The 25,463-nt window shown below is 72.2% G+C and carries 20 protein-coding genes; 12 read left to right on the top strand and 8 right to left on the bottom strand.

Annotation, left to right across the window (positions count from 1 at the left end; translation table 11 throughout):
- The first annotated feature begins 279 nt into the window (after positions 1 to 279).
- Positions 280 to 1,152 (top strand): ACP S-malonyltransferase, encoded by an 873-nt coding sequence (locus ACQPXS_RS38135; RefSeq protein WP_433453997.1) that lies wholly within the window; start codon positions 280 to 282, stop codon positions 1,150 to 1,152.
- A gap of 38 nt (positions 1,153 to 1,190) precedes the next feature.
- Here the strand turns inward: ACQPXS_RS38135 and ACQPXS_RS38130 are convergent, their stop codons facing one another.
- Entirely contained in the window at positions 1,191 to 1,436 is a 246-nt protein-coding gene (locus tag ACQPXS_RS38130; protein WP_356316748.1) for an acyl carrier protein, read from the bottom strand.
- Between the two features lie 89 nt (positions 1,437 to 1,525).
- Between ACQPXS_RS38130 and ACQPXS_RS38125 the strand changes: the two genes are divergently transcribed.
- Positions 1,526 to 3,097, top strand: a complete 1,572-nt coding sequence (locus ACQPXS_RS38125) for an AMP-binding protein (RefSeq protein ID WP_433453996.1) — start codon at positions 1,526 to 1,528, stop codon at positions 3,095 to 3,097.
- A gap of 14 nt (positions 3,098 to 3,111) precedes the next feature.
- Here ACQPXS_RS38125 and ACQPXS_RS38120 read toward each other — a convergent pair whose 3' ends face one another.
- The gene (locus tag ACQPXS_RS38120) at positions 3,112 to 3,849 is read right to left on the bottom strand and encodes a TetR/AcrR family transcriptional regulator (protein WP_356316751.1); all 738 of its coding nucleotides are present in this window, start codon (positions 3,847 to 3,849) and stop codon (positions 3,112 to 3,114) included.
- Positions 3,850 to 4,015: 166 nt separating this feature from the next.
- Between ACQPXS_RS38120 and ACQPXS_RS38115 the strand changes: the two genes are divergently transcribed.
- The 6 genes from ACQPXS_RS38115 to ACQPXS_RS38090 all read left to right on the top strand — a co-directional run bounded on the left by ACQPXS_RS38115 (position 4,016) and on the right by ACQPXS_RS38090 (position 10,326).
- Entirely contained in the window at positions 4,016 to 5,731 is a 1,716-nt protein-coding gene (locus ACQPXS_RS38115) for a DHA2 family efflux MFS transporter permease subunit (RefSeq protein ID WP_433453995.1), read from the top strand.
- A 106-nt stretch (positions 5,732 to 5,837) separates the two neighbouring features.
- Positions 5,838 to 6,230 carry a cold-shock protein gene (locus ACQPXS_RS38110; RefSeq protein WP_365334298.1) on the top strand — a complete coding sequence of 131 codons (393 nt, stop codon included), beginning with the start codon at positions 5,838 to 5,840 and terminating at the stop codon, positions 6,228 to 6,230.
- A 194-nt stretch (positions 6,231 to 6,424) separates the two neighbouring features.
- Positions 6,425 to 7,279: a mycofactocin-coupled SDR family oxidoreductase gene (locus ACQPXS_RS38105; RefSeq protein WP_365727135.1), complete on the top strand. Its 855-nt coding sequence runs from the start codon at positions 6,425 to 6,427 to the stop codon at positions 7,277 to 7,279.
- A gap of 67 nt (positions 7,280 to 7,346) precedes the next feature.
- Complete coding sequence (locus tag ACQPXS_RS38100) at positions 7,347 to 7,646, top strand: hypothetical protein (RefSeq protein ID WP_356316759.1); 300 nt, start codon at positions 7,347 to 7,349, stop codon at positions 7,644 to 7,646.
- A 210-nt stretch (positions 7,647 to 7,856) separates the two neighbouring features.
- Positions 7,857 to 8,438 (top strand): hypothetical protein, encoded by a 582-nt coding sequence (locus ACQPXS_RS38095; RefSeq protein WP_433453994.1) that lies wholly within the window; start codon positions 7,857 to 7,859, stop codon positions 8,436 to 8,438.
- Between the two features lie 166 nt (positions 8,439 to 8,604).
- A complete protein-coding gene (locus ACQPXS_RS38090) occupies positions 8,605 to 10,326 on the top strand; it encodes an APC family permease (RefSeq protein ID WP_433453993.1) in 1,722 nt (573 codons plus the stop codon).
- Here the strand turns inward: ACQPXS_RS38090 and ACQPXS_RS38085 are convergent.
- The 5 genes from ACQPXS_RS38085 to ACQPXS_RS38065 all read right to left on the bottom strand — a co-directional run bounded on the left by ACQPXS_RS38085 (position 10,307) and on the right by ACQPXS_RS38065 (position 15,418).
- On the bottom strand, positions 10,307 to 12,028 hold the full coding sequence (locus ACQPXS_RS38085; protein WP_433453992.1) for a hypothetical protein: 1,722 nt from the start codon (positions 12,026 to 12,028) through the stop codon (positions 10,307 to 10,309). The two genes, ACQPXS_RS38090 and ACQPXS_RS38085, sit on opposite strands and share 20 nt — an antisense overlap.
- Entirely contained in the window at positions 12,025 to 13,053 is a 1,029-nt protein-coding gene (locus ACQPXS_RS38080; protein WP_433453991.1) for a hypothetical protein, read from the bottom strand. The genes ACQPXS_RS38085 and ACQPXS_RS38080 overlap by 4 nt, the downstream gene beginning before the upstream one ends.
- A gap of 1 nt (position 13,054) precedes the next feature.
- The gene (locus ACQPXS_RS38075; protein WP_433453990.1) at positions 13,055 to 13,387 is read right to left on the bottom strand and encodes a hypothetical protein; all 333 of its coding nucleotides are present in this window, start codon (positions 13,385 to 13,387) and stop codon (positions 13,055 to 13,057) included.
- Between the two features lie 121 nt (positions 13,388 to 13,508).
- Entirely contained in the window at positions 13,509 to 14,405 is an 897-nt protein-coding gene (gene murQ / locus ACQPXS_RS38070) for an N-acetylmuramic acid 6-phosphate etherase (RefSeq protein ID WP_433453989.1), read from the bottom strand.
- Between the two features lie 65 nt (positions 14,406 to 14,470).
- The gene (locus ACQPXS_RS38065) at positions 14,471 to 15,418 is read right to left on the bottom strand and encodes a MurR/RpiR family transcriptional regulator (RefSeq protein WP_433453988.1); all 948 of its coding nucleotides are present in this window, start codon (positions 15,416 to 15,418) and stop codon (positions 14,471 to 14,473) included.
- Positions 15,419 to 15,631: 213 nt separating this feature from the next.
- On the opposite strand from ACQPXS_RS38065, the gene ACQPXS_RS38060 reads away from it, so the two are divergent.
- From ACQPXS_RS38060 to ACQPXS_RS38045, 4 genes are all read left to right on the top strand, one after another.
- On the top strand, positions 15,632 to 16,630 hold the full coding sequence (locus tag ACQPXS_RS38060) for an N-acetylglucosamine kinase (RefSeq protein WP_433453987.1): 999 nt from the start codon (positions 15,632 to 15,634) through the stop codon (positions 16,628 to 16,630).
- A gap of 8 nt (positions 16,631 to 16,638) precedes the next feature.
- Positions 16,639 to 18,210: a sodium:solute symporter gene (locus ACQPXS_RS38055; RefSeq protein ID WP_433453986.1), complete on the top strand. Its 1,572-nt coding sequence runs from the start codon at positions 16,639 to 16,641 to the stop codon at positions 18,208 to 18,210.
- A gap of 134 nt (positions 18,211 to 18,344) precedes the next feature.
- The gene (locus tag ACQPXS_RS38050; protein WP_433453985.1) at positions 18,345 to 19,523 is read left to right on the top strand and encodes an anhydro-N-acetylmuramic acid kinase; all 1,179 of its coding nucleotides are present in this window, start codon (positions 18,345 to 18,347) and stop codon (positions 19,521 to 19,523) included.
- Between the two features lie 24 nt (positions 19,524 to 19,547).
- Positions 19,548 to 22,400 (top strand): FAD-binding and (Fe-S)-binding domain-containing protein, encoded by a 2,853-nt coding sequence (locus ACQPXS_RS38045; protein WP_433453984.1) that lies wholly within the window; start codon positions 19,548 to 19,550, stop codon positions 22,398 to 22,400.
- A gap of 127 nt (positions 22,401 to 22,527) precedes the next feature.
- Here ACQPXS_RS38045 and ACQPXS_RS38040 read toward each other — a convergent pair whose 3' ends face one another.
- On the bottom strand, positions 22,528 to 25,461 hold the full coding sequence (locus ACQPXS_RS38040) for a hypothetical protein (protein ID WP_433453983.1): 2,934 nt from the start codon (positions 25,459 to 25,461) through the stop codon (positions 22,528 to 22,530).
- Positions 25,462 to 25,463: the final 2 nt, after the last annotated feature.

The raw sequence follows: 25,463 nt of genomic DNA, 5'->3' as shown, positions 1-25,463 counted from the left end.
CGTTCCGGCGCCCGACGCTAATCAATCCCGGCCACCGACACAGTACCTTCACGCCCGTTTCCCAGCGGGCCTGGGGGGCTTAGGGGACGCTAGGGGTTCTGCGCCCGAACGCCCGACAGGAGACTCGGCAGGACCACACCTGCGAGCAGCTGCAAGGACGTGCACACGCTGCGAATCGGCCACTTCGGAGGGCGCATGGAAATCAGCGAAACGAGCAGCACCGCGATTGTCTTTCCCGGAATCAGCGCCACCCCATATGCCAATCTGGCCAAATTCCTGATGCTCAGTAAATCGGCCAGAGCGCTGGTCGCCGAAGCGAGTGACATTCTCGGTTATCACCTGCTCGACCGGTACAAGGAGGAGGACGGGCGGTTCACCGCGAGTTCCCGGGTGTCCTTCCTCGTGGGCTGTCTGGCGCTGGCCCGGGACGCCGAACTGCGGTCCGAGCTGCGGCCCGACGTCGTGGTGGGGCCGAGCTTCGGCGGCATGCCGGCCGCGGCCTACGCGGGCGCGGTCGGCTTCGCCGACGCGGTGCGGATGACCGCCGGCTGGGGCGACCGCGTCGACCGTTACTTCGCCGAGCACTACAGCGACACGGTCTCGCAGTCGTGCGCCCGGCTGCCGGAGGAGGAGCTGGCCGAGGTGCTGGCGCAGCTGCGCGCGGACGGCGAGTGGCACGACGTGGCCTGTTACGTCGACGCCGACTTCGCGATCGTCTCGGTGCGCGAGCGCCGCCTGCCGTGGCTGGTGGAGCAGATGCGGGCGCGCGGCGGGCTGCCGCTGGCCACCATGCGCCCGCCCATGCACTCACCGTCCTTCGCCGCGCTGCGCGAGGAGGTGGCCGCGGAGGTGTTCGCGCGGCTGGAGTTCTCCGACCCGGTGCTGCCCATGGTCGACGACCACGACGGCGGCGCGGTGCACACGGCCGGGCAGGTGCGGGAGATGGTCCTGGACGGGATCACCGCGCCGGTGCGCTGGCCGAGCGTGGTGGCCACGCTGCGGGAGCGCGGTGTGCGCGAGCTGGTCGTCGCCGGCCAGGACAGCCTGTGGGGGCGGGTGCGGTGCAGCACCGACAACTTCGCGGTGACGACGCTGACACCCCGGCGCGCCCTGGTGCCGCCGGCCCGGAGGCTGCCGGCGGGCACCGGATGAGGGCGCCGGCCGCGACGGCGGGCGCCCCCGCGCGGGGCCTACGCCGACGCCCGCACCTCGGTGAGGGTCTGCCAGAGCAGCGCCGGTGTGGAGAAGCGCTCCATGCTCATGGCGTCGTTGCTGAACCGCACCCCGTAGGCGGATTCGAGGGCGGCCAGCAGCTCGACGGTGGCCATGGAGTCCAGTCCCAGGTCCTTCAGCGAAACGTCTTCGGTGAGCGGCTCGTCCGGCCCCATGAACGGGGTGTGCCGGCGCAGCAGCTGCTCGAACTCGGAATCCCACACGGTCGGGCCCTTCCTGCTCGGCGAACTCGGCGTCAACCTAAAGGCGCCCCGCGCATGACAACAACCCCTAACCCTGGCAGGAGGCCACGATGACGCAGCCGGTGTCGGACGCCGGGGTGCACCACCGATTCCTGGAGGGACTGCGCGCCGCCCACGACCAGCCCGCCCTCTGCCTGGGCGCCGAGGAGCGGTACACGTACGGCGAACTCCACGACACCGCGTTGCGCTGGGCGGGCACGCTCACCCGGCGCCTGGCCGGCCGCCCGCGCCGTGTCGCCGTGCTCGCCGGGAAGAACCTCACCGGTTACGCCGGGCTGCTCGCGGCGCTCTACACGGGCGCCGCCGCGGTGCCGCTGCACGTGGGGTGGCCGGCCGAGCAGATCGGGCAGATGCTGCGGGCGGCGCGGGTGGACGCGGTGATCGCCGATCCGGACGGCCTGCTGACGGTGGCCGAGACGGGACTCGGCCTGCCGGTGCTGTGTCCGGACCGGCCGGGATCCGGCGCGGACGAGGGGCCGTTCGGCGGGCTGCTGCCGCTGGAGCCGGCGGACGCCCTCGCGGAACCCGCCGGGGTCGCTCCCGACGACGTGGCCTATGTGCTGTTCACGTCGGGCTCCACGGGACGGCCGAAGGGGGTGCCGCTGACCCACGCGAATCTGCTGCACTACTTCGCGGTGGTGGACGCGCGCTACGACTTCGGGGTGGGCGACGGCTTCGCGCAGACCGTCGAGCTGAACTTCGACTGCACCGCCTTCGACCTGTTCTGCGCCTGGGGGGCGGGCGCCTGTGTGCACCCGGTGCCGCCGACCGCCTATCTGGATCTGCCGGCGTTCGTGCGCGAGCGGAGGATCACCGTGTGGTTCTCGACGCCGAGCGCCATATCCCTGGTGCGGCGCACCGGCAGGCTGACGCCCGGCTCCCTGTCGGGCCTGCGCTGGAGCTTCTTCGCCGGCGAGGCGCTGAAGTGCGGGGATGTAGAGGACTGGCACCGGGCGGCGGACCACAGCATCATCGAGAACCTCTACGGCCCCACCGAGCTGACCATCACGATCAGTGCGCACCGGTGGTCGGCGCAGATCTCCGGTGAACTCGCGGTCAACGGGGTCGTCCCGATCGGCGCCGTCCACGAGGGGCATCTGGCCCGGCTGCTGGACGACGACGGCCAGGAGAGCCGGCACAGCGGTGAACTGTGCGTGAGCGGCCCGCAGTTGACCCCCGGGTATCTGGATCCGGCGGACGGCGAGGGGCGGTTCTTCGTCGAGGACGGACGCACCTGGTACCGGACCGGCGACCGGGTCGTGCGCACCGCCGACCAGTACAGCTATGTGGGCCGGCTGGACTCGCAGGTGCAGCTCAAGGGGCTGCGGGTCGAGCTGGCGGAGGTCGACAACGCGGCGCGCTCCTGTCCGGGGGTGACCGACGCGGTGGCGGTGGCGCGGCCGGCCGACACCTCTTTGGAGCTGGTGGTCTTCTACACCGGGGAGCGCGTTCCCGCGGCGAGCCTGCTGAAGCATCTGCGGAGCCTGCTGCCGAGCGGCGCGCTGCCGCGCGAGTTCCGGCACGTCGAGTCGTTCCCGCTCAACTCGAACCGGAAGACCGACCGCAGGGAACTGGCCCGGCGGGCCCAACTGCCGCCCGGAGCGGAGGAGTCGGGCCCGTAGCCGGTTTCCGGGACTCAGGAGTGGGGGGCCGCGGGACGCTCGCGGTCCCTCATCGCCTGGCGTTCGGCGATGCGGACGCCGATGCCGTCGAGGACGACGCGCAGGCCGAAGGCCGGGCCGTTGTCGTCCGCGGGGTCGAAGGCGCCGGAGGACATCGCGTCGAGCAGCGCGGGGTAGCGGTCGCCGTGCTTGCGGACCAGCTCGGCGATGGCGCTGCCCCACTGTTCGTTGGACAGGCTGGAGGTGTGACCGGAGGGGGCGTTTCCGGCGTACTGGACCCAGCTGCGCACGTGTCCGTTGACGGCCACGACGGCGTCGGTCTTCTCGCTGCCGCTCAGGGCCGTGTCGCGCAGCGCGGACACCGCGGATTCCAGCCAACCGAGTTCGTTCGGTCCCATGGCCCGGCCGAACGTCGCCGCCAGGACGGCCCACGGGTGGTCGTTGAGGACCATCAGGTAGCAGTGCGCCCAGACCTCGAGCTTGGCGCGCCAGTCGCCGACGGAGTCCTCGAGCACCGGCGGGTCGCCGAGGGCGGCGTCGATCATGAGGCTGACCAGCTCGTTCTTCCCGGGCAGATAGCGGTACAGCGACATCGTGCTGAAGCCGAGCTCACCGGCCACGCGTTGCATCGAGACCGCCGAAAAACCCTCGCGGTCGGCGATGTCGATCGCGCATTCCACGATGCGCTCGACGGAGAGCGCCGGCTTCGGCCCGCGAGCCGAGCGCTCCTGTCCGCCCCAGAGGAGCTCCAACGTCCTCGAGAAGTCATCGGCTCTGTCCTGTTTCGACACAGACACTCCAGTCGTCGAGCACGGAGCGATTGACCACCCCGCCGTTCTGCGTATAGCTTACACAAGTGAGTACGGCATACACAGTTACCGTCCTCGTCCGACCACGCGTTGAACCGGAGACACTCTGATGGTTACCTCCCCCACCGCGCCCCGCCTAGACGCTCCCCCGCAACTGGGGGGCCGCCGTTGGGTGGCACTCGTGGTGATCTGCATGGCCGCGTTGCTGCTGAGCGTCGACCTTACCGTCCTGCAACTCGCCATCCCCTCGCTCATCAAGGACCTCAAACCCACCTCCAGCCAGATCCTGTGGATCGCGGACATCTACGGTCTGGCGCTCTCCGGTCTGCTGGTCACCATGGGCAACATCGGCGACCGGATCGGCCGCAAGAAGCTGCTGCTGGCAGGGTCGTTCTCGTTCGCCGCCGCCTCGGTGCTGTGCGCCTACGCGGACTCGCCCAGCTGGCTCATCTTCGGGCGGGCGCTGCTCGGTGTCGCCGGTGCGACGGTCTACCCGACCACGCTCTCCATCATCCGCAACATCTTCACCGACCCCAAGGAGCGCACCACCGCCGTCGGCATCTGGGCCGCCATGATCAGCGGCGGTATGGCCATCGGGCCCATCGTCGCCGGACCGCTGCTCAACAGCTTCTGGTGGGGCTCGGTCTTCTTGATCAATGTCCCCATCATGGTACTGCTGTTCTCGGTGGCGGTCTTCGTGGTCCCCGAGTCCCGCAGCCCGCTGCCGGGCCGTATCGACCCCGTCAGCGTCGTGCTGTCGGTCATCGGTGTCGTCGGCATCGTCTACGCCATCCAGGAGTCGGTGCACGACGGCTTCACGGACACCCGGGTACTGACCGCCACGGCCATCGGCGTCGTCGCACTGGTGCTGTTCGCGCTCAAGCAGGTCCGCATGGCGCACCCGCTGATCGACGTCAAGCTCTTCACCAACACGGCGTTCTCCGGGGCCGTGGCGTCCAACACCTTCGCCCTGTTCGCATTCATCGGTACGACGCTGCTGCTCAGCCAGTACTTCCAGCTGGTGCACCAGTGGTCGCCGCTGAAGTCGGGCCTGGCCATGCTGCCCCCGGCCGGCGTGGCGATCCTGGTGGCCCCGATGATCGGCATGCTGGTGCCGAAGATCGGCCGGGCCAAGCTGTGCTGCTTCGGACTCGGCGTGGGCGCCGTCGCCATGGCCTTCTACAGCACCCTGAAGGCCGACACCAGCTACGGCATCGTGATCATCCCCATCATCCTGCAGGCGATCGGCGCCGTGTCGACGTTCACCGTCACCTCCGACACCATCGTCAACAGCGCGCCCAAGGAGCGCTCCGGCGCCGCGTCCGCGCTCGCCACCACCGCGGCCGAGCTGGGCGGCGCGCTGGGCATGGCGGTGCTCGGCACCATCCTCAACAACCGCTACACCCACACGCTGGAGCTGCCCCAGGGCACCCCGGCGCAGGTGGCCGACGCGGCCCGCGACTCCCTCGGCGGGGCCCTCCAGGCCGCCGCCGCACTTCCCGCCAAGACGGCCTCCGCCCTCCTCGACGCGGCCGACGCCGCGTTCATGCGGGGCCTGCACTCCGCCGTCATGGTCAACGTGGTGCTGCTCGCCGTGGTCGCGATCACGGCGCTGATCACGCTGCGCCACGCGCCGGCCACCTATCCCGAGGACTACGAGGAGGAGTTCCCCGGTCTGAGCGAGTACCTGGCGCACCACCCGGAGGAAGCGCCGGCCGGGCTCGACGGCACCGCCGCACCCGGTGCGGCCGGCACCGCGACCACGTCCGGCGCCGCCCGGCAGGGCGACGTTCCCCCGAACGCCGACCTGCGGCCGGGGACCTGACCAGCGGCGCTCAGGCGAGACGTCCCTGTCGGTCCCCATAGACACGGCGACCACGACACCGACGACACAGAAAGCGCGGAAACCCCCCATGCCTGTAGGTCGAGTAGTGAGCTTCGACAGCGTTCACGGCTACGGCTTTGTCAGCCACCCCTCAGGCGAGGACGCCTTCATGCACGCCAACGACATCCTCCGCGACCGGCACCTCATCGCTCCAGGGGTGCAGGTCGAGTTCGAGGAGACCGAGAGCGAGCGGGGTCTGCGGGCCGTCAACGTGCGGCCGCTGACCCGGGTGCCGGCCACCCAGGCCGACGGCCCGTGCCAGGACGGCCCGCGGACGGCGTCCCATTCCGCGGCCGGGACGATGACATCGGCCGAACTCCTGCAGGAGTTCACCGACGTCATCATCTCGGGCGCCCCGTCGGTGACGGCGGCCCAGATCTCCCGGCTGCGGGAGCGACTGCTGACCGTGGCCCGCAGCCACGGCTGGGTGCACGACTGACCCGGCCGTGGCCCGGGGCGAGGACACCCCCTAGGTCTGCACCGACCGTGAATCTAGGGGTCGTACGCCTTCCGGGGCCGTGGCTATATAGAAGCCCCAGGCGGCCGGCACCCGGTGCGGCCACGCCGTGACGGACGCGCAGGGCCCGCAGCCCGCGCACACGCAATCCTTCCAAGTGCCTACGGAGGCGAATCATGGGCCGCGTCGAGGGCAAGGTCGTCGCAATCACCGGAGCCGCCCGCGGACAGGGCCGCAGCCACGCGCTGCGACTGGCCGAGGAGGGCGCGGACATCATCGCGCTCGACATCTGCCAGGAGATTCCCGTCGCCGACTACGGCATGTCGACCTCCACGGACCTGGAGGAGACCGCGGAGCTGGTCCGCAAGCTCGGACGGCGGGCGGTGACCCGCGAGCTCGACATCCGCGACCGGCCCGCGCTCGACCGGGCGTTCGCCGAAGCGGTCGAGGAACTCGGCCGGCTCGACGTGGTCGTGGCCAACGCGGGCATCAGCCCGGTCGGCATGGACCGGCCGCTGTCCGCGTTCACCGAGACGATCGACGTCAACCTGCTCGGCTCGATCTCCACCGTCCACGCCGCCCTGCCCCACCTCGTCGACGGCGGCTCCGTCATCGTGATGGGCTCGGTCGCCGGCCTGGCCCCGGAGCTCGCCGGCAACGCGGTCGCCGGACCCGGCGGCTACGGCTACAGCTTCTCCAAGAAGACGCTCGTCGACTACGTCGACTGGCTCGCCGTGCAGCTGGCCCCCAAGGGCACCCGCGTCAACGCGGTCCATCCGGGCAACGTGGCCACCCGGATGGTGCAGAACGAGTCCACCTACCGCACCTACCGTCCCGACCTGGAGCACCCCACCGAGGCGGACGCCGAGGTGCTCTTCAGGAACTTCCACGCCATGGGCGTTCCGCTGCTGGATCCGATCGACATCTCGCACGCCGTGGTCTACCTGGCCTCGGACGAATCGCGGTACCTCACCGGCGTACAGCTGAAGATCGACGCCGGGGCCCTGGCGCAGCGGGCGATCCAGCGCTGAGCCGCCCGGGCGGGCCCGCGAGCCCCACCCGGCCTATCCAGGCCACCGACCAACCTACGGAGAATCAATGAGCGCCTTCGACGGCACGTGGTCCATCACCATCGCCTCTCCCATCGGCCCGCAGCACGGCACCGTGGACGTCAAGCAGAACGGGGCCGCGCTCAGCGGCACCGCCACCGCCATGGGCAGCACGGTCGACATCGAGAACGGCCGGCTGGAGGGCGACCGTGCGCAGTTCACCATCAACATGGTGCGCCCGATGCCCATGAAGATGGACTTCGACCTCATCATCGACGGCGACGCGCTGACCGGCGGGACCGTCGCGGGCAACTTCGGCCGGATGGCCGTCACCGGCCAGCGCGCCTGACGGACACGGCCACCCCGAAGGCGGCCTCACGACGCGCGGAAACCGTGTGGGCAGCCCTCTGATCCCCCGCAGAGGGCGGGCGCCGCACGGTTTCCGCGCCCCGCCTTCGCCGGCCGTGTCCTTCCCGCGCCGCGTTTCCGCGCCGCGGGGTTTCCACGCCGAGCCTTTCCACGCCGCGCCGTTGCGCGCACCCCGTCCGAAGGAGGCCGCGTGCACGATCTCGTCTGCTGGGAGGAACTGCACCGCGGGGACTCCCAGGAACTGGTCCTCGCGGTGTGCCGCCCCCTGTTCGGCCCGACGGGCGCCGACCTGCGGGACGCGGCGCCGCTGCTGGGGACCGAGCACACCGTGTGGCAGGCCCTGCCGGGCCCCGCCGGGCACCGGCCCTCGGGGCTGGACCTCGAGGCGTACCTGGTGCCGTGGACCGACGACGTGCGAGCCCGCGGCCTGCGGGTACGGGCCGTCCTGGGACTGGGTCCCGGCGGTCTGTTCGCCGGCGTGATCGGCGCGGCCGTCGCCCGGCTGCAGGGACGGTCCCCGGCGGTGCTGCTGCCCGACGCCGCCCTCGGCGAACCGGTCGCCGAGCAGTTCCGCCGTCTGGTCGCGAGCGTCTCCCGGCAGCGCCGGCGCACCGACCCCGGCGCCCTCGACTCGGCCGCCGGCCTCACCCAGGCGGTCCTCGACCTGACCGCCGTCAGCCTCTCCGCCCATGCCGCCACCCGCCCCCGGGACCGTACGCCGGCCTGGCGCCTCGGCGCCCTCCCCCAGCCGGTACCCACCGAGCACCGGTGACCGCCGCGGGGACCGACCCGGCAGACCCCTCGGTGAACCCGGCCAACCACGCCTGACAGCAAGGCGGAAAGGGCCGGTGGGAACGCCGTATCCCCGGCCCGCACCGACCAGTACCCTGTTCGCCACTGTGCGTGAGGATGCCGACGCTACGCGGGGGACAGGACGGATGAGTGTCCGGGAAGTGAAGCCTCAGGGCCGGCGGCCGGTGCGGGCCGAGGAGGAGGACGAGCAGCGGCGGCTGTCGGTGTTCCACCTCGTCGGCCTGGCGGCTGGGGGCATGATCGGTTCCGGCTGGCTGCTGGGCGCGGACGACGCGTTCCGCCGGGCCGGTTCGGACGCCTACCTGGCCTGGGCGTTCGGCGGCCTGCTCATGCTGCTGATCGCCGCGGTCATGGTCGAGTTGGGCACCGTCGCCCCCAAGACCGGCGGGCTGATCTTCCTGCCGCTGCAGAGCAGTGGCGCGCTGGTGGCGACGGTGGTCGCGGCCGGCCTGTGGATCTTCTACGCGATCAACCTCGCCAGTGAGGCCGTCGCGATGACGAGGGGCCTGTCCTGGCAGGTCCACGGGCTCCTGGACTCCTCACAGGCGCTCACCCTCGAAGGCTGGGTCTACGCGCTGGTGTTCATGGCGGCGATCTCCGCGGTGAATCTGGTGGCCCCGCGGATCTTTTTCAGGATCAACTCCTGGCTGACGGTGGTGAAGGTCGTCATCCCCGTCCTGACCGTCGCGCTGCTGATCGCGGCCGGTTTCGACCACGGGAGTCCCCACGAGAGCGGCGGCGCCACCGGAAAGGGTGCCGGCGCCGCCTTGGCCGCGGTCGTCGGCAGCGGCGTGATCTTCGCTTACGTGGGCTTCCAGGGACCGCTGGACTTCGCCGGGAACATCAAGCGGTGGGGACGGGGAATCGGCGAGGCGGCCCGGCTCCGCAGGGCGGTCTTCGGAACGATCACCGGGGCGATGGTCCTGTACATATCGCTTCAGGTCGTCTTCACCAAGTACCAGGCGTCCTACTGGAGTCCGCCCGGCATCGAGCCGTCGCCCTATGCCCAGTTCGCCTTCGCTCTCTCCCTGTGGTGGCTCGGGTGGCTGCTCAGGGTCGGGGCCGTGATCTCACCCATGGGTGCGGGACTCGTCTTCGCCCACGCGCTCACCCGCGAGGTGGCGGCGCTCAGCCGGGCCCACCTCACGCACCGCGGGCTGCAAACCGCCCGCAAGGCGTCCCTGAAGCGGCGGTACGACGTGTACTGGCTGGTCCTCGTCGTGGACTTCTTCGTCGCGAGCATCGCGTTACTGGCGGTCGGCGGCAGCTGGAGCTCCCTCGTCGCGATCACCGGAGTCCTGACGCTGGTCGTCTATGCCGTCCCGGGCGTCGTACTCGTGTCGCTCCGCGATCACCTGACCGGCTGGTCCCGTCTGCGGCGCGGCGTGCGCGAGGTCCTGGCGCGGGCCGGTTTCGCCCTGATCGCCCTCATTCTCTACGGGGCGGGCTGGGCCCCGCTGTGGCGGGGCATGGCGACCCTCACGGTGGGCTGCGCCCTGCTGCTGTGCCTGCCGATCGTCGCCCGGTGGCTGCCCGCCTTCGGCCGGATGTACGACGCCAAGGTGCACGTGACCCTGTTACGGCACTGGCGCACCAGCCCCGCCGCCCAGGCCGCGCTCTGGCTGATCGGTCATCTCGCGGTGCTGACGCTGCTGACGCTGCTGGGCGATTCCTCGATCGGTGTCCTCCCCAAGGTCCTCGGGGGCTTGCTGGCCGTGGCTGCGGCGCTCGCGGCGTTCGAGGGCCTGGTCCACGCGTCCAGACGCCACATGGCCGAAGTGGCGCCCATGCTGCCGACTCCGGGCACCGGCGGCCCCGCCGCGGCCGCTAACGCAGCGAACGAATGACCTCCGTGGCCTCCTCCTCGAATCCCCTGCCGCGCAGCTCCTCGACCGCCTCCTCCCGGCGGTTCGCGTCGGACCAGCGGCCCACCGTGGCACGGAGCAGGAAATGCCTGTCCTCTTCCTCCATCGAGCTGGTGCGCAGCCGGTCGACGACCAGCGCCACGTCCCGAGGGGTGACACGCTGCTCGTTCTCCAGGCATCGTTCGAGCAGATCCCAGCCGTCGCGGGGCAGCGCCGCGCCGTACAGGCAGGCGGCGATCTCGGCGATGACGGCGCCCGAACCCCGGATCACCCCGACGGGGTCGGAGGGGTCCGCCAGTTCCTTGCAGGCCAGATCGACGGCCTCGGCGCGGCCGTGACCCCGCAGCCCTTCGACGTACTCGACGAAGAGCCGTGCGTCGGCGCCCTGTTCGAGGACGTGCGCGGCCAGCCGCTGGGCGATCGTCTGCGCCACACGGTTGCGGTCCCTCGGCCGCTCGATCCTGACCAGCAGACCGGCCAGATCGGTTCCGGAGCGGCCGTCCGTGTGCGCCGCGGCGGCGATGCGCAGCAGCCTCCTGCATTCCGGCTGGGCGTTGAAGTTGCCCAGTACCGTGTCCAGGTAGTCGAGTTCGACCGGCGAACGCGGCCCGGCCGCCCGCGCCGTCCCCCTGGCCACGATGTCGGCGAGCAGGTCCTTGGTCGTCCTGGTGAGAGCCTCTGAGCGGTGCCAGGCGATGACGATCTCCGCCAGGTGCTCCACGTTGTCGCGCGACGCGGCGTGCTCGCGGATCAACACGCACTTCTCGGGGGACCCCTGTCTGGCCAACTGGCCGCAGATCTCTGCGATGTCATGCTGGGACAGCCGTTTGCCGACATGCTCCACGAGGGTGTCGGGGCTGTCGGTCCGGGTGGCGATCAGATGGGCGACGATCCGTCTGGTCTCGGGCACGCGATCCGGAATCCGCAACTGTGCGTCGACCCACTCCTCGAGGATCCGCTCGGAGGGACTGAGCTGGTGCAGAGCGCCGGCGAGATCCTGGAACTCCCTGGGAACGGTGTACGAGGCCTGGAACGGCATGTGCACGTGCTCGGTGATCGCGACGAGGGTCAGACGGAGGAGCTCGGCGGCCTCCTGCCCGCACTCCTCGTCACGCAGCGCGATGTAGAGGAGGGCCTTGTCGAGATTGGTCCGCCCCGAACTCGGTGTGGTGAAGACACGCAGCGTCTGGTCCACCAGCTCGCTCTTCCCGGCGCGACGGCACTCCCGGACGAAGACGGCGACGTCGAGCACCGTCCGCTGGCAGGCGATGTCGTGGATGACGCCGTCCGTCAGCCGCGGGTGCCCGCCCTCACTCGCGCGCTCGGCGTCCCATTGCCGGATGGCGAGTTCCGCGGCATGAATGATGTTCCGGCTCAGCGCCGCCGTGGCCACCATGTTGACGGCGTCCCGGTAGTCGAAACTCACCGCGCATTCGATCAGCCGGTCGACGGAGCTGAACATGGCGAACGCGTGCAGGGCCCTGATCGCGTTGGCGGGCCGGGGTCTCTCGCTGCTCTCGGTGACGGGCTGCTCGCCCTCCCGCATGGCCTGCATGCGCTCCTTGAAGGCGGCGACCGAGCACTTGGTCACCCATTCGTAGCCGAAGCCCCACGGCTCCGCCGCACCGTCACCCTCGGAACTCCTGGCCACGGCGGAGCCCGCGGCCTTCTGACCCTCCGTCATACGCGCAGTGCCTTCTCCACCTGGTTCCAGTAGCGGGCGAAGGCATGGGGCGAGCTGAACGCCTGGTTGGCCCTGACGTCGATGTGCCGCGCGAGATGCCGGCTGGCCTCGTCCGGCCTGGAGCTGAGCAGGGCGACCACGTCACCGGTCTTCCGCTCGTCCTTCAGCAGTTCGTCGAGGCGGGCGTCCCGGTCCATCATCAGCGTCTTGACCCAGTCCGCGGGCTCGACCGGGAGTTGCGGGACCGGGTCGCGCTTCTTGAGCTCCATCTGGTTGGTGAAGAGCGGGGTGCCGTCACGGGCGTCGTTCAGCGACATCCTCGGCACCTGGTGCTGGGCACCTGTGCAGAACTCCATCTCCTTCTTCACCGCCTCCCGCAGGAGGCCGATGGTGAGCTGGTGATTGTGGTCCTTCGTGCCCTCCTGCAGTATGTGCAGCAGATGCCCGCTGAACGGTGTGCACTTCGCGAGATTCCCCGGCAGGGCCGAGCAGCCGTCAGCGGACGCGAAACTGGCGTTCTTGACGGCCGTGAACACACAGGTGCCCTCGTCCAGCGCGCCCAGCACTCCGGGAAGGACGGGCTCCTCCCCCAGCTGAGGCAGCAGGTTCGAGTAACAGCAGTCGGCGATCAGGACCTTCAGCCTCGCCCTGGCCTTGCGCATGACGCGGTAGACGTACCAACTGGAAAGCCAGGTCCATGGCTTGTCCCGGCAGGACGAGCCCACGGAGAAGTGGACCTGCGCGCCGGGAACGTCACTCCAGTACTGACCGTGCCCGACGTACACCACCAGGAAGATGTCGTCGGGTCCCGTCTCGTCCGCGGCCTCCTGCAACGCCCTCATCACGCCGTCAGCCGTCCGGACCTCGTCCTCGGTCAGGACCCGGCAGGAGTCGGCACCCCACATCTCGTCGCCCGCGAGAACCTCGCCGTACATACGCGCGCTCTCGCCGATCGGCGGATGGCTGTCCATCCCCGAACCGACGGCGTACCTCGCCGGTCCTATCACCACCGCACGGGACGCCATCTCAGCCGTCCAGCCCTTGAGCCGTCGGCTCCGCCGCGGAGTCGGGTACGGACTCGGTGCCGACCGAGGTCTCGGGCGGATCCAGCCGCTCACGGCGCCGGCGCTCGACGACCCGTTTCACGGCGTCCACGGCGGCCGACACGGTCATCTCGGTCGCCTTGCCCACCACGGCCACGAGGACGACCTCGACGATGCCGCCGGTCAGTACCTTGCCCTGGTCGACGGCCGACGCACGCCACGACAGACCGGTCTCCGCCTCCAGTTCGTCGAGCATCCGCTCCCGGTCGTCAAGACCGGTCAGCCCCCTGACGGTCACCGAGATCCTCGTAGCCATGCCAACGCCCCCGCCTCGAGCTCAGGTCTGCAACCAAAACGCCGAAACCGGTTCCGCGGTTCCCGCGTCAACGCCCGTACCAGCGTACTCACCGGGGCAAGCCGCCCCGGGGCGTTCCGCGTCAGGGGCGGCCGATGGCGGTGCGTGTGTCGCCGTCGGCCTTCTCGAGGCGCCGGGTCGCCTCCTCGGCCGTGCAGTGGGCGAGGAGCATGACGATGGCGGTCTTGGCGTGGCCGTCGGCGGCCCGCAGCGCGTCGGCGGCGGTGTCGGGGTCGGCGCCGGTGGCCTGGACGACGATGCGGCGGGCCCGGTCGACCAGTTTCTCGTTGCTGGCCTTGACGTCGACCATGAGGTTTCCGTAGGCCTTGCCCAGACGCACCATCGAGGCGGTGGAGAGCATGTTGCAGACCATCTTCTCGGCGGTGCCGGCCTTGAGCCGGGTCGACCCCGTGAGGACCTCGGGGCCGGTGGGGATCTCGATCGGGATGTCGGCGTACCGGCTGACGTCCGCGTCACGGTTGCAGGCGACCGACACCGTGACGGCGCCCTTGCCGGCGGCGTGCCGCAGGCCGCCGACGACGTAGGGCGTGCGGCCGCTGGCGGCGAGCCCGACGACCGTGTCCCGGTCGTCCACGCCGATCTCGTCGAGGTCGGCGACCGCCCTCGTCGGTTCGTCCTCCGCCCCCTCGACCGCGAGGACGAAGGCGCCCGGGCCGCCGGAGAGCAGCCCCACGACCTGCTCGGGGGAGGTGCCGAAGGTCGGCGGGCACTCGACGGCGTCGAGGAGGCCGATGCGGCCGCTGGTGCCTGCGCCGATGTAGATCAGCCGTCCGCCCCGCCGCAGCGACTCGGTGATCGCCTCGACGGCGGCCCCGATCTCCGGGAGGGCTTCGCGTACCGCGAGGGCGACGGTCCGGTCCTCGTCGTTCATGACCGAGAGCAGTTCGGTGACCGGCATGCGGTCCAGATCAGCGGTCCGCTCGTTGCGGGTCTCGGTGCCGAGTGTGCTGAGGTCCACGGCGCGGTCGTCCTTTCAGGGTGGTGCTCGGGGATGGTGCCGACGGAAGGGGACAGGGCGGGTGGTCAGTCGCCGGGTGGTGTGCGGCGGGTCGACGGCTGGCGCCTGCGGCGCTGGACCGCGCCGTAGGTCTTCTCCAGCGCCGCGGTCGTGGCGTCGTAGGACTGCTGGGCGACGCCGACGAACAGGCAGTCGATGAGCGCGAGTTGGGCGATACGGCTGACGGTGGCGCCGGAGCGGAAGGGCGTCTCCCGGGCGCAGGTCGTCAGTACGAGGTCCGCACTCTCCGCGAGGGCGGAGCGTGGGACGTTGGTGAGGGCGATCGTGGTGGCCCCGCGTTCGGCGGCGGCCTGCAGGGGTTCGACGGTGTCCTCGGTCTCCCCGGAGTGCGAGATGGCGACGGCGACGTCGCCGGGGCCGAGGAGGGCGGCGGCGGTGAGTGCTGCGTGCCGGTCGGTCCAGATGAACGCCATGCGGCCGATGCGGTGCAGCTTCTGGTGCAGGTCCTGGCCGACGAACCCGCTGGCGCCGACGCCGAAGATGTCGATCCTGCACGCTCCCGCCAGGGCCTCCACGGCCCGGCCCAGCACCTCGACGTCCACTCCCGCCCCGGTGTCCTCCAGGGCGCGCACCTCGTTGTAGATGATCTTGCCGACGATCTCGTTCAGGGTGTCGGTGGCGCTGATGTCGGTGCCCGGTGCCGGGCGATCGCCGCTGAGGGCGTGTTCGCGAGCGGCCGCCGCGGCCAGGGCCAGGCGCAGTTGCGGGTAGTTGGTGATCTCTATGGCCCGGCAGAAGCGCATCACCGTCGCCACCGAGGTGTCGGCCCGCTTGGCGAGGGCGCTGATGGACAGCTCCGCCGCCTGTGCCGGATCGGCCAGAACGGCCTCGGCCACGCGTCGCTCGGACGGCGCCAGGGACGGCAGGGCCGTCCTGATGCGTGCCAGGGTCCCGGCGGCGGAGGTGTCCTCCGCGGGCCGGTCCGGTATGCGAGGTGGTTCGGTGCTGGCCATGGGCCGTTCCTCCTGGGTGGGTGGCGCCACAGTAACCACGCGTTCGGCGGGCGTCAAAAATTTACGTGCCGAATTACGTGACGTTACTTATTGACATGCCGAGTCCGTCGTTCTGATACTCGCTGAACCGTGTGCCGTGCCGGTCACCGGCCGTCCGGCCGTCCCCGTGACCGGGCTGCGCGACACACCCCCGAAGACACGAAGGCGTGCCGTATGTCAGCAGTAGTCGCGGTGGACCTGGGCAAGACCGGCTGCCGTGCCGCGTTGTGGAACGGCGGCGACGGCCCTCCCCAGCGGATCCACGAGGTGCCCGGCGCCCCCGGGCTCGCCGCCGAGAACGGCGTGGCGGCGGCCCATGCCGCCGTGCTCGCCGCCGTGCTCCCCCTCCTCGAAGGGGACCCCGCGCCACGGCCGGCGGCGGTCTGCGTGGGCGCGGCGGGGGCGGCCGCCGCACCGGAGGCGGCCCGCACGCTGGCCGGTCTGCTTCTCGCGGACCTGCCCACGGACGAGGTGGCCGTCACCAGTGACGCCGTCACCGCCCACGCGGGCGCCCTCGGCGGCCACACCGGCGTGGTGCTCGCGATCGGCACCGGCTCCGTCGCCATCGGCATCGGGGACGACGGGTCGTACGCGCGCGTCGACGGCTGGGGTCCCTGGCTCGGCGACGAGGGCAGCGGCGCCTGGATCGGCGCCGCCGGGCTGCGGGCCGCGCTGCGGGCCCACGACGGACGCGGCCCGGACACCGCGCTACTGGCCGCTGCCGTCGAACGCTTCGGCGATCCGGACCGGCTGCCTGTGGCCCTCGGCCACGACGGCAACCCGGCCCGCACCGCCGCTTCCTTCGCGCCGGACGTCGCACGCCTGGCCGCGGCGGACGACACCGCCGCCTCGGCGATCATCCGGGACGCCGCCGGCGCGCTCGGCGAGGCCGTGCTCGCCGCCGCCCGCCGGATCGGCGGCGAAGCCTTCTCCGTCACCATCACCGGCGGGCTCACCGGCCTGGGCGAACCGCTCCTCGGGCCGCTGCGCTCGGCGCTGGCCGGCTTCCCGCGCTCTCTGCGTCTGCGGTCCCCGCTCGGGCAACCGCTGGACGGTGCGCGCCTGCTGGCGCTGGACGCCCGCGCGCCGCACGAGCCCCACGTCGTCCGCGTACGGGCGGCGTCCTCTCCCCCTGTCCCCACCCCGCCGGTGCCCCCGCCGGCCGTTGCTTAGGAGTGAGCGTGCGTCAACTCGACCTCGTGGTGGTCGTCGTCTATCTGGTGGCGATCGCCGTGATCGGACTGCGCCTGGCCGGCCGGCAGAGCACCGCGAAGGACTACTTCGTCGGCGAAGGCCGCATGCCGTGGTGGACGGTCTCGTTCTCCGTGGTGGCCACCGAGACCAGCGTGCTCACCGTCATCAGCGTGCCCGGTGGCGCGTACAGCGGGCAGGGCTTCGGGAACGTCGAACTGGCCCTCGGCTACGTCATCGGCCGCGTCGTCGTGGCCACCGTGCTGATCCCCCTGTACAAGCGCGGCGGCTTCGTCAGCGCCTACCAGTATCTGGGCAGCAGATTCGGGCTCAAGCTGCAGGGGCTCGCTTCGGTGACGTTCGTCTTCACCCGCCTCCTCGCCGAGGGCGTCCGGCTGTTCGCCTCCGCGATCCCGATCAAGCTGCTGCTCGACGAGTTCGGCGTGCACGCGGGCTACCGGCTGATCATCATCGTGCTCACGGTGATCACCGTCGTCTACACGTACCTCGGCGGCATCAAGGCCGTCATCTGGACCGACGCCATCCAGATGGGCCTGTACCTGGGCGGGGCGATCCTCGCCATCGCCGTGCTCTCCGGCCACGTCGGCGGCAGCGGATTCTCCAGCGCGCTGCACTCGGGCCACTTCAGGCTGTTCGACACCGACTTCGACCTGGCACACATCCTGACGAGCCCGTTCGCCCTGCCCACCGCGATCGTCGGCGGCGCCATCTTCGCCATGGCCAGCCACGGGTCCGACCAGCTGATCGTCCAGCGCGTGCTGGCCACCCGCTCGCTGCGCGACGGCCAGAAGGCCATGATCGCCTCCGGCGTCTTCGTCACCCTCCAGTTCGCCGCCTTCTCCCTCGTCGGCGCCCTGCTGTGGTCGTACAACCAGGGCAAGGACTTCAAGCAGCTCGGCCTGAGCAGCTCCGACAACCTCTACCCGCAGTTCATCCTGCACGGGCTGCCCGTGGTGATCTCCGGTCTGCTCGTGGCGGGCATCCTCGGTGCCGCGATGGGCTCCCTGTCCTCGGCGCTGAACTCCATGTCGAACTCGACGGTCGCCGACATCATCCACAGCTTCTTCCGCAGCACGCCGTCCGAGGAGTCGCTGCTGAGGCTCGCCCGGGTGATGACGCTGGTGTGGGCGGTGCTGATGGCGGTCTTCGCCTGTGCCTTCAGCACCAGCACCGGCAACGTCTATCTGACGGGTCTGACGATCGCGGGCTACACCTACGGCGCCCTGCTCGGCGCGTTCCTGCTCGGGCGCCTCGTCCGGCGCGCCAACGAGACCGACTCCGTCGTGGCGTTCCTGGTGACGGTCGGCGTGATGACGTACATCGTGCGCAGCGTCAAGATCGACGTCACGGTGGCCGGTGCCACCGTGCCGACCGCGATCGCCGCCCAGTGGCTCGTGCCGATCGGCGTCGTGATCACCCTGGTCGTCGGCGGCCTGATGAGCCTGTTCCACCGCGCCCCCGAGATCGCCGCGATCCCGGTGGCCGGTGGCGAGACGGACCCCGGACCCGACCACGTCGCCGCGGTCGCCGGCCGCGACTGACGGCACGCCCGCCCCACCCGGTGCGGGGCCGCACCCGCGGCCCCGCACCCGCCCCGTTCCGACACCCAGGGAGAAGCCATGCCGCAGCGTCGACCGACCCCGCCCACGCGGCGGCACAGGAACCGGGAGGCGTCGTGCGCGTGATCGGTCTGATGTCGGGCACCTCCTACGACGCCATCGAGGCCGCCGCCGCGGACCTCGCCCTGGACGGCGACACCCTGCTTCTGCGGCCCCTCGGACACCTCTCCGTGCCCTACCCGGACGATCTGAGGGACCTGATCGGCGCCACGCTGCCGCCGGCCGCGACGACCACGCAGGCCGTCTGCGCCCTGGACACCGGTGTCGGCCAGGCCTTCGCCGACGCCGCCGGACGCGCGCTGCGCGAGCTGTGCGGCGGCACCGCCGACCTCGTCGTCTCGCACGGCCAGACCATCCACCACTGGGTCGAGAACGGCGCCGTCCGCGGCACGCTCCAACTCGGCCAGCCCGCCTGGATCGCCGAGGCCACCGGGCTCCCGGTCGTCTCCGACCTGCGCAGCCGGGACGTGGCGGCGGGCGGACAGGGCGCCCCGCTTGTCGGCATGACCGACACCCTCCTGCTGCGCGCCCTGCCCGGCACGCCCGCCGCGCTGAACCTCGGCGGCATCGCCAATGTCACCGTCCTCGCGCCCGGCGCCGAACCACTGGCCTTCGACACCGGCCCCGCCAACGCCCTGCTGGACGCGGCCGTACGGCACTTCACCGGCGGCGCCGCGACCTACGACGAGGACGGACGCCGAGCCGCCGCCGGCCGGACGAGCCCCGAACTGCTGCGCGCCCTCCTGGAGGACCCCTACTACCGCAGGCCGGCCCCGAAGAGCACCGGCAAGGAGCACTTCCACCTGCCCTACCTGCAGCGGGCGCTGGAGAAGGTGCCCACCCCGGACCCCGACGACGTCGTGGCCACCCTGACCCGGCTCACCGCCGTCACCGTGGCCGACGCCTGCCGCGCCCACGGGGTCACCGAGCTCGTCGTCTCCGGCGGCGGCACCCGCAACCCGGTGCTCATGCGCCTGATCGCCGAGGAGCTGCCCGGTGTGCGGCTGCGCCCCAGCGACGACCTCGGCCTGCCCTCCGACGCCAAGGAGGCCCTGGCGTTCGCCGTCCTCGGCTTCCTCACGGTGCACGGGCTGCCCGGCGCCCTGCCCTCGGGCACCGGCGCCCGCCGGGCCACGCTGCTGGGCAGCATCACCCCCGGGTCGGTGCCGTTGCGTCTGCCCGAACCCGCCGCACGGCCGCCGCGCCTGCTGCGCATCGACCGACCCGCCCGCTGACACCCGCCCGGGAGCGAGGATTCCATGAGCCCCACCGCGGCCGCATCGCCCACGCCGGAGCCGGCCTCCGACCTGGCCCAGCTGCTCTCCGCGTGCGTCGGCGACCCGGCCCGGGTGACCACCGACGTGCCCCGCAGGGTCGCCGCCGCGCACGACGCGTCGCCGTACCTGTTCACCCCGCGAGCCGTCGTGCGCGCCGCGTCCGCGGCCGAGGTGGGCGCCCTGATGGCCGGGGCTCGCGCCGCCGGAGTGCCGCTCACGCTGCGCTCGGGCGGCACCAGCCTGGCAGGGCAGGCGGGCGGTGACGGCATCCTCGTGGACGTGCGCAGCCACTGGCGCACCGCCGAGATCCTCGACGACGGCCTGCGCATGCGCCTCCAGCCAGGGTTGACGGTCCGTCAGGCCAACGCGCGACTCGCCCGGTACGGGCGCAGGCTCGGACCCGACCCGGCGAGCGAGTCCGCCTGCACGATCGGCGGCCTGGTCGCCAACAACTCCAGTGGCATGAACTGCGGCACCCAGGACAACGCCTACCGGACCATGGAGTCCCTGCAGTTCGTGCTGCCCTCGGGCACCGTCGTCGACACCGCGGAACCCGACGCCGACCGGGCGCTGCGCACCCACGAACCCGAACTGCACGCGGGACTGCTGCGGTTGCGCGACCGCGTGCGCGCCTCGGCCGGCTCCCGCGCCACCATCGAGCGCCTGTTCTCGATGAAGAACACCATGGGCTACGGCCTCAACTCGTTCCTGGACCACACCGATCCCGCCGACATCCTCGCCCACCTCATGATCGGCAGCGAGGGCACCCTCGGCTTCGTCGGCGAGGCCGTCTTCCGCACCGTGCCCGTCCTGCCGCACACCGCCACCGGCCTTCTGGTGCTGCCCGGCCTCGCCGAGGCCACCGACGCGCTGCCCGCACTGCTGGCCGTCGGCGCCCGCACCGCCGAACTCCTGGACGCGGCCTCCCTGCGCGTGACACAGCAGTCCCCGGACCCCGTGGCGGAACTGCGCGGTCTGCGCGTCGAGCGACACGCGGCCCTGCTGGTCGAGTTCGCCGAGGACAGCGCCGAGGCGCTTCAGGAGCGGGTGGCCGCGGCCCGGCCGGTTCTGGACGGCCTGCCCGCCGTCACCGGGACCGGGCTCGTCCGCGACCCTCGGGTCAGGGCCCGCCTCTGGCACCTGCGCAAGGGCCTGTACACGGCGGTCGCGGGGGCGCGGCCTCCCGGCACCACCGCGCTGCTGGAGGACATCGCGGTGCCGATGGACCGGCTGACCCGCACCTGCGAGGGCCTGATCGGCCTCTTCGACCGGCACGGCTACCAGGACGCGGTGATCTTCGGCCACGCCCGCGACGGCAACCTGCACTTCATGCTGACCCAGGACTTCGACTCCGCCCCGGAGATCGAGCGCTACGCCCGGTTCACCGATGCCATGGCCGACCTCGTCCTGGACGCCGGCGGCACCCTGAAGGCCGAGCACGGCACCGGCCGGGCGATGGCCCCCTTCGTCCGCCGTCAGTACGGCGACGAACTGTACGACGTCATGCGCGAGGTGAAGCGGCTGTGCGACCCGCACGGCGTGCTCAACCCGGGTGTGCTGCTGGCGGACGACCCGGCCGCGCACCTGCGCAGCCTCAAGAGTGTTCCCGAGGTCGACCCCGCCGTCGACCGTTGCGTCGAGTGCGGCTACTGCGAGCCCGTCTGCCCCACGGCGGATGCCACCACGACGCCCCGTCAGCGGATCGCGCTGCGGCGCGAGATCGCGCTCGCCGCCGCCGCGGGCGACGACGAACGCCGCCGCGCCCTGGAAGCCGACTACGCCTACGCGGCCGTCGACAGCTGCGCGGCCGACAGCCTCTGCGTCACCGCCTGCCCGGTCACCATCGACACCGGCGCGGTCATGAAGCGCCTGCGCGGCGAACGCCACGGCGCCGCCGCGCAGCGCGCCGGGAGCGCGGTGGCCCGGCACTGGGGTACCGCGGTCAGGGGTGTGCGCGCCGCGCTGAACACGGCGCACGCCGCGCCCGCCCCGGCCGTACGCGCCGCCACCGGCGCCGTGCGCCGGCTCGGGGCAGGGGAACTGGTGCCCGCCTGGGCCGACGACATCCCGCGCGGCGGCCCGGCCCGGCCCGCGCCGCGGCGGCCCGCCGAGCCGCGGGCGGTGTTCTTCGCCGCCTGTATCGGCAGCGTCTTCGCTGCCGAGGGCGCCTCCGACGGGGCGGCGGCAGCGTTCCTGCGGCTGTGCGACCGGGCGGGCGTGCCCGTCGTCGTGCCCGAGGGCCTGACCGGCCTGTGCTGCGGCACCCCCTGGCAGTCGAAGGGCTACACCGCCGGGCACCGCACCATGGCCGCCCGCACGCTCCAGGTGCTGTGGGAGGCGAGCGACCACGGCCGGCTGCCCGTGGTCTGCGACGCGTCCTCCTGCACGCACGGCCTGGAGCAACTGCCCGACTCCCTACCGGAGTCCGACCGCGCCCGCTTCGCCGCCCTGCGCTTCGTCGACAGCGTCGTCTTCACGGCCGAGCACCTGCTCCCCGCGCTGCCCTCGCCCCGCCGACTGGGCAGCCTCGCCCTGCACCCCACCTGCTCCACCGTGCACCTGGGCATCGACGGCGCCCTGCGCACGGTGGCCGCGGCGGTGAGCGACACGGTCACCGTGCCCGACACCTGGGGCTGCTGCGCGTTCGCCGGCGACCGCGGCCTGCTGCACCCGGAGATCACCGCGAGCGCCACCGCCGTCCAGGCCGCCGAGATCACCGCGGGGAGGTACGACGCGTACGCCTCCTGCAACCGGACCTGCGAGATGGGCATGACCCGCGCCACCGGCCGCCCCTACCGGCACGTGCTGGAACTCCTCGACGAGGCGACGGCCTGAGCCTGCCCGGCCTGCGACACCGATCCGGACGGTGCCGGTGAGCGCGTCGGCGTGCGCGGTCGGCCGGTCGGACGGCGGCGCCGCCGGTGCCGGGGCGGGCCAGCCGCCCCGGCACCGGGCCGCCGCATCAGCCGTTGTCGCGCAGCCGGGCCGCCAGGGAGGTCAGCGGCTCGGTCTCCTCGGTGTGGCCCAGGGCGGTGAGGCGGGGGACCGCCGCGTCGAGGCGGGTGAGGGCGGGGGCGGGGCGTTCCAGGTAGATGCCCTCCACGGCAGCCGCGAGACGGACGCACTCGGCCCACTCGCCGGCGTGGTCCTCGTCGGATCCCGGTTCGCCGAGCAGGCCGAGGGCCTCGTCCAGGGCGGCCAGGGCGGTCTCGTACTCACGGGCGTAGGCGTTGACCCGTCCGTGTTCGTAGGCCAGGGCGGGGTCCAGGGCGCGGCCGCGGGCCTCGTACCCCGCGGCGCGGGCCTCGTCGGCGATCCTGCCCGCGTCGGCGAGGAAGGCGAGGGCGTCGGCCAGGCCCTCGGGGCCCTGCTGCTGGGCCTGGAGGCGGGCGAGTTCGCGCAGGCAGTTGCTGAGCTGCTCGTAGCGCGGGGCCTGTGCGTGGGCGGCGAGGGCCTGGTCCGCGGCCTCGCGGGCGCGGCCGAACTCGCCGGACTCGGCGAGGAGTACGGCGGTCTCCGCGGCGATCATGGCGTGGCTCCCGGGGTCGTCGTCCCAGCCGGCCGACTCGGCGGCGAGGGCGGCGAACTCCACCGTGGCGGCCTTGAGGTCCTCGCCCGCGTGCAGCGCGCGGGCGCGGGTCAGGCGCAGCTGGGCGACGAGCCGGTCGTCCAGCTCTCCGGCGGCGACGTCCGGTTCGGCCAGGAGGGAGTCGAGCAGGGCGATGCAGTCCTCGACGCGGCCCAGGTCGAGGCTGAGCTGCGCGGCGTTGCTGTAGGTGCAGAACGCGTCGATGCGGCTGCCGTGGCGCAGTTCCAGCTCCGCGGAGCGCGTCAGGTGCCGCAGTGCCTCGTCGGGGCGGCCCAGGTGCATGCAGACCTGTGCCAGATCACCGTGGAGGCGGGCGGTGTCGCCCCTGTCGGACGGCCAGTCGGCGGCCAGGCGCAGGCTCTCGGTCAGGTCCGCGTGCGCGGCCTGCGCGTCCCGGAGGCCGAGCTGGATCCGGCCGCGCAGGCCGAGGGTGCGGGGCAGGTGCCAGGCGGGGCCGTGCGCCTTCAGCCGGTCGAGGAGGGCGTCGATCTCCGTGGCCGCGGCGGGCAGATCGCCGGAGAGGGCGTAGGTGCTCGCCCGCAGCAGCAGGGCGCCGGAGACCTGTCCGGCGATGTCGTGCCGGGTGGCGAAGTCGAGCAGCAGGTCCACCTCGGCGAAGACCGGCGCGACGTGCTCCTCGTTCCCCGACGTCTGCAGCCGCAGGCCGAGCGCGCTCGCCCGCAGCCGCAGCAGACGGGCCTCCTGGTACGGGGCGAGGCCGGTCGCCTCCTCGTGCAGCCGGACGAGAGCCGCGTGGGCGGCGGTCAGCGCGGCGGCCTTCGCCTCGGCTCCGTCGGCGCGCTCCGCGGGGATCTCGCCGGTGGGGAGCAGGGCGCAGGCGCGGGCGAGCGCCGCGTGACCCGGCGCTCCGGCCTCGTCGTACAGTCTCGCGGCCTCCTCGTACAGGGCGGCGGCTTCCTCGAACCGGTCCTTCTCGCCCACCCGGCCCGCCTCGTCGGCCAGCAGGTCGGCGCGGAGCAGGACGAGCGGTCCCACGGCCGGGTCGTCGGGGTGGGCGTAGTCGGGGGCGGCGGCGAGCGTGCGCAGCCGTGCCCAGCAGGCGGCCGCGTCCGGATGCCCCTGCTCGTCCAGAGCTCTTGCCCGGATGATGAGTTCGGGCAGCGACTCGGGGACGGCGGCGGCCGTGCGGGCGGCGGGCGCGGTGGCCGGGGTGGCCGGGGCGACGTCGTCGAGACCGCGGGGGCGCAGGGTCAGTTCCAGTGCGTCCAGCAGGGGGGCACGGTCGAGGCGTGCCCTGCGCCGGTCGGTGTGGGCCGTGGTTCCGTTGCGGGCGTCGAAGCGGGCGGCGAGGTCGTCGGCGCGGCCACGCACCTCGGCGCGCAAGGCTGCCACCGTCCAGGTGCGGCCCGCGTATCCGGCGGCGGGCAGTTCGCCGTGGCCCAGGGATTCGACGCGCTGGAGGAGGACCTCCACGCCGGTGAGGAAACCGAGCAGGTCCAGCGGCGAGTCGACCTCGTCGAACAGGCTCCGGTTCTCGGCGAGCAGTTCCAGGCCGCGTGCCTCGTTGCCGGTCAGCGCGCAGAACTCCAGGTGCCGGCCGACCTCCTGGGACATCGAGGGGTTGCGGCGGCAGGCGCGGTAACCGGCGAGGTGCAGCTCGCGGGCCCGGTCGGTGTGGCCGGTGCGCAGCAGGGGAAGCAGCGCGTAGGAGACGGAGCGGGCGGGCTCCTCCTGGCAGGATTCCTTCCCGGCCAGCACGGGCTCCCAGGTACGCAGCGCGCGCTCGTCGTCGCCGGCCGTGAGGTGGTACAGGGCGCGCTCGCAGATCTCGCAGGCCTCGCAGTCGCTGAGCCTGGTGCGGGTACGGCCCGCCCACAGCTCGTAGGCGGGGGTGGTGTCCTCGCCGATGTGGGCGGCGAGCTGGTACGCCTGTCCGTAGTAGGGCTGGAGGCCGAGGCCCGCCTTCTCGTACCGGTCGCGCATCTCCGTCAGCCACTGGCGCAGGCTGGTCAGAGGTATCTCGGGAAGCTGGCGCAGGGCGTGGGCCACCCACTTGAACCGCCAGAACAGCATGTGGCGCAGGCGCTCGTCGAAGACGTCGGGCTGCTCGTCGAAGAGGGTGAGCAGGCGGGCGAAGACGACGGGCGACTTGCGGGGTTCGGAGCCGTAGGTGTACGCCTCCTGGAGTTCGAGGAGCGCGTGGACGAGCGGGACGGGCTCGGCGAACTGCTCGGCGGCGTCGACCAGTTCCTCGGCCGTGACGGTGCGGGTACGGCCGTAGGGGCGCCGGTCGTTCTCCTGGAGCGCCTGGTACAGCTCGTCGGTGGTCTGGGGTGCGGTCGGCATCG

Source organism: Streptomyces sp. CA-142005 (genome assembly GCF_050942335.1).
Lineage (GTDB): Bacteria > Actinomycetota > Actinomycetes > Streptomycetales > Streptomycetaceae > Streptomyces.
The sequence above is the reverse complement of the archived record's forward strand: the minus strand, read 5'-3'. Positions and strand labels throughout refer to the sequence as shown.

Coding starts and splice junctions, on each gene's coding strand:
- ACQPXS_RS38135 (WP_433453997.1), top strand. CDS start 280: ATGCTCAGTAAATCGGCCAGAGCGCTGGTCGCCGAAGCGAGTGACATT.
- ACQPXS_RS38125 (WP_433453996.1), top strand. CDS start 1,526: ATGACGCAGCCGGTGTCGGACGCCGGGGTGCACCACCGATTCCTGGAG.
- ACQPXS_RS38115 (WP_433453995.1), top strand. CDS start 4,016: ATGGTTACCTCCCCCACCGCGCCCCGCCTAGACGCTCCCCCGCAACTG.
- ACQPXS_RS38105 (WP_365727135.1), top strand. CDS start 6,425: ATGGGCCGCGTCGAGGGCAAGGTCGTCGCAATCACCGGAGCCGCCCGC.
- ACQPXS_RS38100 (WP_356316759.1), top strand. CDS start 7,347: ATGAGCGCCTTCGACGGCACGTGGTCCATCACCATCGCCTCTCCCATC.
- ACQPXS_RS38090 (WP_433453993.1), top strand. CDS start 8,605: ATGAGTGTCCGGGAAGTGAAGCCTCAGGGCCGGCGGCCGGTGCGGGCC.
- ACQPXS_RS38085 (WP_433453992.1), bottom strand. CDS start 12,028: ATGACGGAGGGTCAGAAGGCCGCGGGCTCCGCCGTGGCCAGGAGTTCC.
- ACQPXS_RS38080 (WP_433453991.1), bottom strand. CDS start 13,053: ATGGCGTCCCGTGCGGTGGTGATAGGACCGGCGAGGTACGCCGTCGGT.
- ACQPXS_RS38075 (WP_433453990.1), bottom strand. CDS start 13,387: ATGGCTACGAGGATCTCGGTGACCGTCAGGGGGCTGACCGGTCTTGAC.
- ACQPXS_RS38065 (WP_433453988.1), bottom strand. CDS start 15,418: ATGGCCAGCACCGAACCACCTCGCATACCGGACCGGCCCGCGGAGGAC.
- ACQPXS_RS38060 (WP_433453987.1), top strand. CDS start 15,632: ATGTCAGCAGTAGTCGCGGTGGACCTGGGCAAGACCGGCTGCCGTGCC.
- ACQPXS_RS38045 (WP_433453984.1), top strand. CDS start 19,548: ATGAGCCCCACCGCGGCCGCATCGCCCACGCCGGAGCCGGCCTCCGAC.
- ACQPXS_RS38040 (WP_433453983.1), bottom strand. CDS start 25,461: ATGCCGACCGCACCCCAGACCACCGACGAGCTGTACCAGGCGCTCCAG.